Annotated in this window: 6 protein-coding genes and 3 pseudogenes; 5 read left to right on the top strand and 4 right to left on the bottom strand. The window is 58.4% G+C overall.

From position 1 onward, the window contains the following. Nucleotides 1-81: 81 nt before the first annotated feature. The 5 genes and pseudogenes from istA to L6637_RS40370 all read left to right on the top strand — a co-directional run. Entirely contained in the window at nucleotides 82-1551 is a 1470-nt protein-coding gene (gene istA, locus L6637_RS40390) for an IS21 family transposase (RefSeq protein ID WP_128929850.1), read from the top strand. Next, on the top strand, nucleotides 1548-2360 hold the full coding sequence (istB, locus tag L6637_RS40385; RefSeq protein WP_128929849.1) for an IS21-like element helper ATPase IstB: 813 nt from the start codon (nucleotides 1548-1550) through the stop codon (nucleotides 2358-2360). The genes istA and istB overlap by 4 nt, the downstream gene beginning before the upstream one ends. 222 nt (nucleotides 2361-2582) lie before the next feature. Further along, nucleotides 2583-3266 (top strand): annotated as a pseudogene (locus L6637_RS40380) (IS66 family transposase); the annotation flags it as partial. Between the two features lie 112 nt (nucleotides 3267-3378). After that, nucleotides 3379-3630, top strand: a pseudogene (locus L6637_RS40375) (transposase); the annotation flags it as partial. Between the two features lie 159 nt (nucleotides 3631-3789). Further along, nucleotides 3790-3918: pseudogene (locus tag L6637_RS40370) on the top strand (IS3 family transposase); the annotation flags it as partial. Nucleotides 3919-3928: 10 nt separating this feature from the next. On the opposite strand, the gene L6637_RS40365 reads toward L6637_RS40370, so the two are convergent. The 4 genes from L6637_RS40365 to L6637_RS40350 are packed head-to-tail and all read right to left on the bottom strand — an operon-like array spanning nucleotide 3929 to nucleotide 9178. After that, nucleotides 3929-5671: a dipeptide ABC transporter ATP-binding protein gene (locus L6637_RS40365; RefSeq protein ID WP_128929848.1), complete on the bottom strand. Its 1743-nt coding sequence runs from the start codon at nucleotides 5669-5671 to the stop codon at nucleotides 3929-3931. After that, nucleotides 5671-6591, bottom strand: a complete 921-nt coding sequence (locus tag L6637_RS40360) for an ABC transporter permease (protein WP_128929847.1) — start codon at nucleotides 6589-6591, stop codon at nucleotides 5671-5673. The genes L6637_RS40365 and L6637_RS40360 overlap by 1 nt, the downstream gene beginning before the upstream one ends. Continuing rightward, complete coding sequence (locus tag L6637_RS40355; protein WP_128955116.1) at nucleotides 6588-7565, bottom strand: ABC transporter permease; 978 nt, start codon at nucleotides 7563-7565, stop codon at nucleotides 6588-6590. Before L6637_RS40355 ends, L6637_RS40360 begins: the two co-directional genes overlap by 4 nt. Further along, nucleotides 7562-9178, bottom strand: coding sequence for an ABC transporter substrate-binding protein (locus tag L6637_RS40350; protein ID WP_164934301.1), 1617 nt, complete (start codon nucleotides 9176-9178; stop codon nucleotides 7562-7564). The genes L6637_RS40355 and L6637_RS40350 overlap by 4 nt, the downstream gene beginning before the upstream one ends. Nucleotides 9179-9658 lie beyond the last annotated feature (480 nt).

Here is a 9658-nt window from a genome sequence, read left to right as displayed (position 1 = left end):
CTGACAGAAGACCGCACTCGATCACACGCCAAAGGGTCAGAAACTTCTTGCATTGCGGGCGGCAACCACAGAAGGCTCTACATGAAGCTCAGGAAGACCCATCCGACGCCTGTCGCCGCGGCGAAGGCGTCGATCAGCGTGGCAACGGCCTACCGCATCGAGAAGGATCCAGTACTACCTTCGCAGAAGAAGGAGCCGCGCGCACGACGGCGTCCCGATCCAATCGCCGACATTTTCGACTCTGAAGTCGTGCCGCTGCTGCGGGCAGCGCCCGGCATCCGGCCCGTGGCCATTTTCGAGGAGATGATGCTGCGCCATTCCGAGTTGGGCGAGGGCGTGCGCCGGACGCTGGAGCGGCGCATCCGAGGCTGGCGTGCCATCCACGGTGAGGAGCAGGAGGTCATCTTCCGCCAGGCGCACGAACCCGGCAGGCTCGGTCTGTCGGACTTCACCGAGGTGGCCTCGTTCGGCATCACCATCGCCGGTCAGCCGCTCGACCACCGACTCTATCATTTCCGGCTCGCCTATTCCGGCTTCGAGCACGCCCATGTCGTGCTCGGCGGCGAGAGCTTCGTGGCGCTGGCGGAAGGCCTACAGAACGCACTCTGGTCCCTCGGTGGGGTGCCGCGCGAGCACCGCTCGGACAGCCTGTCCGCCGCCTTCCGCAACCTGGACAAGGACGCGCGCGAGGACCTGACCCGCCGCTATAACGAGCTGTGCAGCCATTACGGCATGACACCGTCACGCAACAATGCCGGCATCGCCCACGAGAACGGCTCGATCGAGGGGCCGCACGGCCATCTCAAGCGGGCGATCGAGGATGCACTGTTGCTGCGTGGCACCGTCGACTTCGATGATCTCGCCTCCTATCGCCGCTTCGTCGACGAGATCGTCGGCCGCCGCAATGCCCGCAACGCCAAGCGCATCGATGCCGAGCGCGCCCAGCTTCGGGAGCTACCTGAGCGGCGCACCACCGACTATGAGGAACTCAGCGTGCGCGTCACTTCCTCAGGCGGCTTCACGCTGCGCAAGGTCTTCTATACGGTGCCCTCGCGCCTGATCGGCCATCGCTTGCGCGTGCGCCTCTACGACGATCGGCTCGATGTCTTCATCGGCGGCACGCATCTCATGACGCTGCCGCGCGGGCGTGCTTCCCCGTCCGGCAAGCATGACCAGGTCGTCAACTACCGGCACGTCATCCATTCGCTCAGAAGGAAGCCGATGGCATTGCTCAATCTGGTCTATCGCGATCGGCTCTTCCCGCGCGAGGCCTACCGGCGGACTTTCGATCTCCTCGTCGAGCGTCTGCCCGAGCGCCAGGCCTGCCGCATCATGGTCGAGCTTCTTGGCCTCGCCCACGAGCGCGGCTGCGAGAGCGAACTGGCCGAGGAGCTGTCCATCTGCCTCGACAATCACCGGCTCCCCGACATGGCCGCGCTGCGTGCCCGCTTCGCGCCCGATCCCGCGCGCCTACCCAACGTAGTCGTCCGCCTGGCGCCGCTTCAGGCCTACGAAGCGCTCATCGGCGCCAGCCTGGGAGACGCAGCATGAAGAGCGCCTCGATTGACCCCGCCAAGCTCAGCCTGCTCCTTAACGAGCTGCGACTGCCCGCCAGCAAGGTGATCTGGCCACAGTTCGCCGAGCAGGCCGACAAGGAGGGCTGGCCCGCCGCGCGCTTCCTCACTGTGCTCGCCGAGCACGAACTGGCCGAGCGCGATCGCCGCCGCATCGAGCGGCACCTCACAGAGGGCCGCCTTCTGCCCGGAAAGACCCTCGAGAGCTTCGAGTTCGACGCCGTGCCGATGGTCTCCAAAGCTCAGGTCATGGCCATCGTCGCCGGCGACACCTGGTTGGAGAAAGGCGCAAACCTGCTCCTGTTCGGCCCGCCCGGCACCGGCAAGAGCCATCTCGCCTCGGCGATCGGTCTCGCCCTCATCGAGAACGGCTACAGGGTGCTGTTCACCCGCACCACAGATCTCGTCCAGAAGCTGCAGCAGGCCCGCCGCGACCTCGTCCTCGAGAGCGTGCTGGCCAAGCTCGACAAGTTCGACCTGCTCATCCTCGATGATCTCGCATACGTCACCAAGGACCAGGCCGAGACCAGTGTGCTCTTCGAGCTGATCAGCGCCCGTTACGAACGGCGCTCCATGCTGATCACAGCCAACCAACCCTTTGGCGAGTGGGGGAAGATCTTCCCGGACCCCGCTATGACGCTCGCCGCGGTCGACCGGCTCGTTCATCACGCCACCATCTTCGAGATGAATGTCGAAAGCTACCGACGCCGCGAGGCCGCTGAGCGCAAAAAGGGACCTGGACGCCCAGCGTCATACGCCACACCCGCCAATATCGCCCCTGATTGACGCGCCGCGACAATCAACCTGACAAAGCACTTGCGCGCGTCAATCAAACCCGCGGATCATCACATCCGCCGCGACACCAGATTCTCATCCAGATTGTCGCGCACCTCTCTCCCAGATCGCCGCGCTACAGTCGAGAGCTATCGCAGGCGCACCGCGCTCGACGGAAAACGCGGTCCGGGACGGCCGACCTCGCACGCGACACCCAAAGCCATCGCTGATTGGGGCTATCGCGGTATCATCTATTGCGAAGGCTATCAGGCCTACAAGACCATGACCCGGGAGACGCGTGCGGGCGCCCTGTCTGGGCCGCTCGCCTTCTGCTGATCGCATCTACGGCGCTAGTTTGTGAAGATCGCGCGTGAGGCTGCTCCGGCGCCAGCTCCAGTTTGCCGCGAGGCCCTTAAGCGCATCGCCCAGCTCAACGCGGTCGAGAAGGCACTTCGGGGCCACTCTGCTGCCGAGCGCTGCGCGGGTCGACAAGCTCATGCCAGACCTCTGGCAGCAGCCTTGAAGCAGTGGTTTGAGGCAACTCTTGATCATCTTGCGGGGAAGAGCGACACGGCGAAGGCTCTGCGCTATTCGCTGCGCCATTGGGACGGCCTGACGCTCTACCTTGATGACGGGCGCATCGAGATGGACACGAATGCGGTCGAGCGTGCGATGCGGCCAATCAAACTCGATGCCAAGAATGCCCTGTTCGCTGGGTGCGACGAGGGTGCCGATAATTGGGCATTGCTGGCCTCGCTCATTGAAACGTGTAGGCTCAATGTCGTCAGCGCCTAGCCCTGGCTCTCCGGCGTGCTCGCAAAACTCATCAATGGCTGGCCTGCGGCGCGACTGGACAAACTGCCTCCCTGGGCATCGACCTACAGGATGCATGCGCACGATCCGAGGCTGGCAGCATGAGCCTGAACACGACCGCCGTCCGGATCAGGATAACCCTCAAGGACGTGAATGACCTTGCCCCACAGGCTTAATCCAGATTGAAGTTCGCGCTGGCCCAAACAAGGACCAGAGCATGAAGCGTAGCCGCTTTTCGGCAGAGCAGATCATCGGGATTTTGAAGGAGCATGAGGCCGGGGTTTCGGTTGCCGATCTGTGCCGCAAGCGCGGCGTCAGCGACCCCAGCATCTACAAATGGAAGGCCACTGGAGTGTCGGAGGCCAAGCGGCTGAAGACGCTGGAGGACGAGAACACACGGCTGAAGCGGTTGGTGGCTGATGCCGTGCTGGACAATGCGGCGCCCAAGGATCTCGTGGGAAAGAATGTATGGTCCGCCCCGGTCCGTGCAAGGGTTCGTAACAGCAAAAATGACGCTTCCAATTGCATAAATGTATCCGGCCTCTCGCGAGTGGACTGCTGTTGCAGCCAGGCCATGACGAGATCCGCGCACGCCGTTCGCGATAAATGGTTCGGGCACGAAGCCCGCTTTTTGCCCGCGGGCAAGCGGAAAGCTGTCGCGTATCTCATGGTTGCCCACGGGATGAGCGTACGGCGGGCGTATAAAGCCATCGGCTGCTGCCGCATGACCATCAGATATCTGACAACCCGGGCGGACGCGTCCGGGGCTAGCAGATGGACTGTGATGGGATCTCAGACGGCTTGACGATCCACTCTGGGGTCTGCATCTTCGGTATCATGGACAAGAGCGATGCTGTGTAAGAGTGCTTCGGCGCTTTGAACAACTGTTCCGTCTCGCTGCTTTCGCAAATTTGCCCATTCTGTAGTACTGTAACTCTGTCGCAAATCTGACGCACGACAGGGAGATCGTGACTGATAAATAACATCGTCAGCGATAGATTCTCTTGAAGGTCTTTCAGAAGATTTAGGATCTGCGCCTGGATCGAGACATCGAGTGCCGAGGTAGGTTCATCGCAGATGAGGAACCGCGGGCGACTTGCCAAGGTTCGTGCGATTGAAATACGTTGTCGCTGACCGCCTGAGAAGGCGTGCGGATAACGGCGGGCGACGGTGGGCTCCAGACCAACGGCCTTCAGCAGCTCTAACATTATCGGTTCGGCCTCTCGCTTATCCTTTACTAGTCCAAAGTGAATCATTGGCTCCATGATAATCTCGCCCACGCGCATCTGTGGATTCAGAGACGAGTACGGGTCTTGAAACACCATTTGAGTTTGACGCCGAATATCTTGACGATCTTCAAGGCTGGCTGCATAAACATCTTTTCCGCCATAAATCAGTTGGCCGCTGCTCGGGCGGGCAAGCCCAGCAACGACTCTTGCGATCGTGCTTTTTCCAGAGCCGGATTCGCCAACAAGGCCCATGACTTCTCCGGGGCGGATACTCAGGTTCACATCGTGCAGGGCCTTAAAGGCTCGCCGAGCGGAACCACCGAACATGCCTGTCGCCCCATATACGCGCTCCACACCCCGGAGTTCTACAAGTGCCTCCGGCTGGCTTGAACTTTGCGGCATGTCTCTTTCCAGCAGCCACTGCATGGCCGCATCGATATTTCGAGCGGCGCCAGACACGGGAAAGCGATGCAGCTTAATGTCGCCGCGCGGCACAACCGAAATCAATGCTTGGCTGTACTCGTGGCATGGATTTCCAAGAACAGCCGCAGTGTCGTTTAGTTCGACGATTTCGCCTGCCCTCATCACCGCGACGCGATCAGTGACCTGGGAAATCACGCCCATGTTGTGGGTGATGAGCATCACACCCACTTGACGTTCACGAGCCAAGTTCTTGATTAGCTTCAAGATCTGTGCCTGAACGGTCACGTCGAGCGCAGTTGTTGGTTCGTCCGCGACAATGAGTTCGGGTTGTGAGCAGAGAGCAAGCGCGATAACTGCGCGCTGTCGCATGCCACCCGAGAATTCATGTGGCCAGTTCTTCACGCGCCGGGCTGGCTCTGGAATCCCTACCGCCTCCAACTGACGCACCGCCTCGATCCTTGCGTCGCTGCGTGATAAGGCGAGATGAGTTCGGATCGTGTCGACCAGTTGTCTCTCAATTGTGAAAAGTGGATTTAAGCTGGTCAGTGGATCTTGGAAAATAGTCGAGACGCGTTTGCCGCGTAACGCCCGCATCGCCTTAACGTCGCGCGCATCGATGATATCTCCGGAAAGCCGAACTTCGCCCGCACTAATATGGCCGGGAGCCTGTAGTAAGCCCGTGATGGCAGCTCCAACGGTCGATTTGCCCGCGCCCGATTCGCCGACGATGCCGAGTATTTCGCCTGGCGCGATGTCTAGGCTGACGTTGCATACGGCTTGCAAGGCGCCATGCCGGCTAGGAAAGTCGACGCTAAGTCCCCGAATGGAAAGAACGCAAGGCTGGGCAGTTGTTGTCATCAGATGCCCCTTGGGTTGATTACATCCCGGAACCAGTCGCCCAAGACGTTAATGGCCAGCGCGAGTGTAAGAAGGGTGGCGGCAGGAAACAGCAGGATCCACCACTGCCCAGCAAAAAGAAAGTCTTGCCCACTGCGGATCAATGTTCCAAGAGATGGTTGGGTGGGGGGCAGACCTGCGCCCAAGTAGGACAGCGTGGCTTCGGTAATAATTGAAAGCGCAAGTGAGATTGTCGCGATCACGAGGATCGGTCGACGCACGTTTGGCAATATGTGCCGTACCAGCACTGTGCCCGTCGGAAGGCCTATCATTAGGGCTGCCTGCACATACTCTCGCTGTTTCTCCCCCATCACGGCGCCGCGCACCGTGCGGGCATATGTGACCCATCCGGAAATTCCAATCGCCAATATTACCATGTAGACAGCAAGGGCTTCGCGCGCGCTCGGTGGCAGTAGCGACCGCGTTAAGCCGGAAATAAGGAGCGCAATAAAAATGGCGGGGATGGACAACTGGATGTCTGCGATACGCATGATCGCTGCGTCAATGTGTCCCCCGAAATAACCGGATATCAGGCCTAAGCTGACGCCGATCGACATTGAAACCAAAACAGAGGCAAGGCCCACTAGGAGTGAAACCCGTGTTCCATAAAGGGTCGCTGAAAGCACGTCACGTCCCTGATCGTCTGTGCCGAAAGCGTAGAAGCGGTTCGTGAACTCATTGATGCTCCAGGCCGGTGTATTTGACGAAAGCAGATCGAACGTGCTGGCGTCGAGAGTGTTCTGTGGTGCCCATAAAGGAGCTCCCAGGGCCGCGACAATGAGAGTTAGCAGTGCGAGCGTAGACAGAACTGCTCTGGGGGAACGGATGTAAGAGTGCCCGATATCAGAGTTAAACAATGCGGAAAGCTTGTGAATGGTCATCTGACTACTCCTCCCGTCCGCAGGCGAGGATCTAGAAGGTAGTAGACGCAATCCACGACCATGTTGATGGTAACGAAAATGATCGACACGATGAGAAGGTATGCGGCCATGATTGGGACGTCGGAAAATCTAATGGAATTAATAAAGAGCAGCCCAACGCCTGGCCATTGGAATACTGTCTCAGTAACGACGGCGAATGCGATGATGGATCCCAACTGCAAACCTGCAACCGTGACGACCGGAATCATCGTGTTCTTCAAAGCGTAAGAAAAATAGATGAGCCGGTCTGGCAGCCCTCGCGCGCGTGCGAACCGGATATGATCGGAATGCATGACCTCAAGCATTTCAGTGCGGACTAAACGCAAGATCAGCGTGAGTTGATAGGTGGCCAGTGAAATCGCGGGAAGGATGATAGCCTGCCAGCCGGTCTTAGTCAGTAACCCGGTGGTCCACCAGCCGATCTTCACCGTGTCGCCCCGTCCGAAGGACGGCAACCAGCCAAGTTTGACCGCGAACACGTAGATGAGGCCGATGCCGATTAAGAAGTTAGGCAGGGATACTGCGATCAGCGAGACCGTCAAGCTGAAGCCCGATAATATGGAGCGCGGCCGCAATGCTGTCACGACGCCAAGGGCGACTCCCGCTATCATTGCAAATATAAACGATAATATAGCTAGTTCCAGAGTCGCAGGCAGCCGCTCCAGGATCAAATCCAACACCGGCCTTCCAACGCGAGTGGAAATGCCGAAGTCCCCATGGAGTGCCGAACTGATAAAACGAAAGAACTGGATGTAAAAGGGGCGGTCGAACCCGAGTTCCGCCGCTAGCCGCGCGCGGTCCTGCGCGGTCGCCTCCGGTCCGACCATATTCTGGAGCGGATCGCCGATAAAATGAAAGGCGGCGAACGACAGAAACGCCGTCATCAGCATCACCGGCAACACGGACAGCAATCTGCGCAGAAAGAAACCTGTCACTTGTCCACCTTGATGGTTTTCACGGAGATCTGATTACCAACGTTTGGCGTAACGTGAATCTTCTTCTGCGTTGCACGCGCCAACACCTGCGCGTGAATCGGTAGATAGAAACACTCGTCCTGAACGGTCTTCCAAATTTCGGCGATTATGGTTTTACGTCTTTGAGGATCGGCTTCCGACCGGAGTAATTCAATTTTGGCATCAATCTCCGGGTTTTTGTAATTCGCTGCAGCCCAGGCGCCCCGAGAGTGGACGAGATTATCGAAGATTAATTGAGAATCGTATGAGCCCCACGTCATCAGGTAAAAGTCGGTCTTCCTATTGAGAACTAGAGGCCAGACGACTGCGCTGGGTTGGACATCGAGATGCACGGTGACACCGATCTTGGCGAGCATTGCCACCACGGCCTGACAGATGCGCTCGTCGTTCACCATGCCGTCATTTGGACAGTTTAGAGTGACCGAAAATCCGTTGGGGTAACCTGCCTCGGCCATAAGCTGCTTGGCTTGGTCAATATTGAGCTTTGGGAACTTACCCAATTCTTCCGTATAGCCGTCGGCGATCGGCGAAATGATTGTACCGAGCGGAACCGACTCCCCTCGCATGATTGCCGACTTGATCGCTAGACGATCAATGGACATGTTCATTGCGTGGCGCACCCGCTTGTCGGCGAAAGGATTTCCCTTTGCTTCCCCGCTGGCAAGTGTGTTCGCGCTTGTATTGACGCCTAAAAAAACCGTGCGAATCTCTGGGCCGCGAACCACCCGAAGGCTTTCATTCTGCTCCAACCGTGAAATGTCTTGGGGGGGGACGTCTTGGAGAAAATTAACTTCTCCGCTGATCAATGCGGATACACGCGTCGCGGCCGACTGGATAGGGGTATAGATGATCCGATCGATATCGATTGGGAACTGGCCGATACCCCAGTATTTATCGTAAGCTTCCAACTCCGAACGGCGATCCGATTCTCGGCTTACAAGGCGATAGGCGCCAGTGCCGTTCTCATGGCGAGCAGCATAGTTTTCTTTCCCGCCTTTAAAATCCTGCGGAACAACGGAGTCGTTCTTCTCGGCCCATGCTCTATTCATTATGAAGATGCTTGCCAAGTTTTCGGGCAGAAGAGGGCTGGGTCCCTTTGTCTTGACCTGCACGGTGTAGTCGTCCTTCGCGATGGCTTCCTCAACCGCGGCGGCAGCCAGATAGGTCCGCACATTCGAGGTTGGTGCCATAGCTCGCTGGATTGAAAATGCGGCGTCGTCGGCCTTAAATGGTGCGCCGTCGTGGAACGTAACGTTCCGGCGAAGCTTGAACTCCCAAACGTCGGGGTGATCAGGCAACATCCGCCATTCGGTCGCTAGTACTCCAATGAGCTTTCCGTCGTCGGAGCGCTCCACAAGGCCTTCGTACATCTGCCGATTGAACGCAAAGGTCACGTTCTCATTATAGGCGTGAGGGTCTAGAGTCTGAACGTCCAAGCTCCGAGCCCATTTCAGCGTTTCCGCGCCCCCGGGTGAGACGGTCATTAGTAGTGCCGCCACGCTTGCTATGGCGGCAAAACGCCGCTTGAGACGGGCTGGTCTGTGAATGAAACAGCGCGCAGTGGATTTCGGCATTTGGGACATTCCTCTCTTGATCGCAGGGTAAACTGCGCCGCTAGATGTGGGCTATCACATCGGACAGGCTTCGGCCGTTTTTTGCTGCAGTTTGCCGGCCGAGGGCTGCCGTGGGCTGCGAATTCAGGGCGTCCTCTGCAGCAATTACGCGTATTCCCAGCGATTGCGCAGGATTGCGACAGTCGGCTGAATATTCCCTGCTCCTGGTCTAGGTCTCGTTATAGGTCCTGTGACCGTTGGGTTAGGAACGTCCGATCCCACTGAACTGCGGGCCTTTTATCACATTATCTCATCATGTGCCGACAGCCGGTTTACGTCTGGCGTGAGTTTCCGGTTTGGGATCGAGCTTTGAGCAAGCGAGTGTCTGATGGCCGGCCCTTTGGGGATACCGTCCGCGGCCGGCTTCCGCTTCTGAACGGGAACGTCTTAGCAAGCTGTTTGGCGCACTAGTCACGTGAATCGTAGGCGCTGTTCAGCGGC

The sequence above is a fragment of the Bradyrhizobium zhengyangense genome (genome assembly GCF_022012435.1).
Classification (GTDB): domain Bacteria; phylum Pseudomonadota; class Alphaproteobacteria; order Rhizobiales; family Xanthobacteraceae; genus Bradyrhizobium; species Bradyrhizobium zhengyangense.
Note: the sequence above shows the minus strand (reverse complement) of the source record. Positions and strands in the feature narration are given on the sequence as shown.

Bases quoted from the DNA above. Each gene is read 5' to 3' on its own strand.
- istA (WP_128929850.1), top strand. From the start codon at position 82: ATGAAGCTCAGGAAGACCCATCCGACGCCTGTCGCCGCGGCGAAGGCG.
- istB (WP_128929849.1), top strand. From the start codon at position 1,548: ATGAAGAGCGCCTCGATTGACCCCGCCAAGCTCAGCCTGCTCCTTAAC.
- L6637_RS40365 (WP_128929848.1), bottom strand. From the start codon at position 5,671: ATGACAACAACTGCCCAGCCTTGCGTTCTTTCCATTCGGGGACTTAGC.
- L6637_RS40360 (WP_128929847.1), bottom strand. From the start codon at position 6,591: ATGACCATTCACAAGCTTTCCGCATTGTTTAACTCTGATATCGGGCAC.
- L6637_RS40350 (WP_164934301.1), bottom strand. From the start codon at position 9,178: ATGCCGAAATCCACTGCGCGCTGTTTCATTCACAGACCAGCCCGTCTC.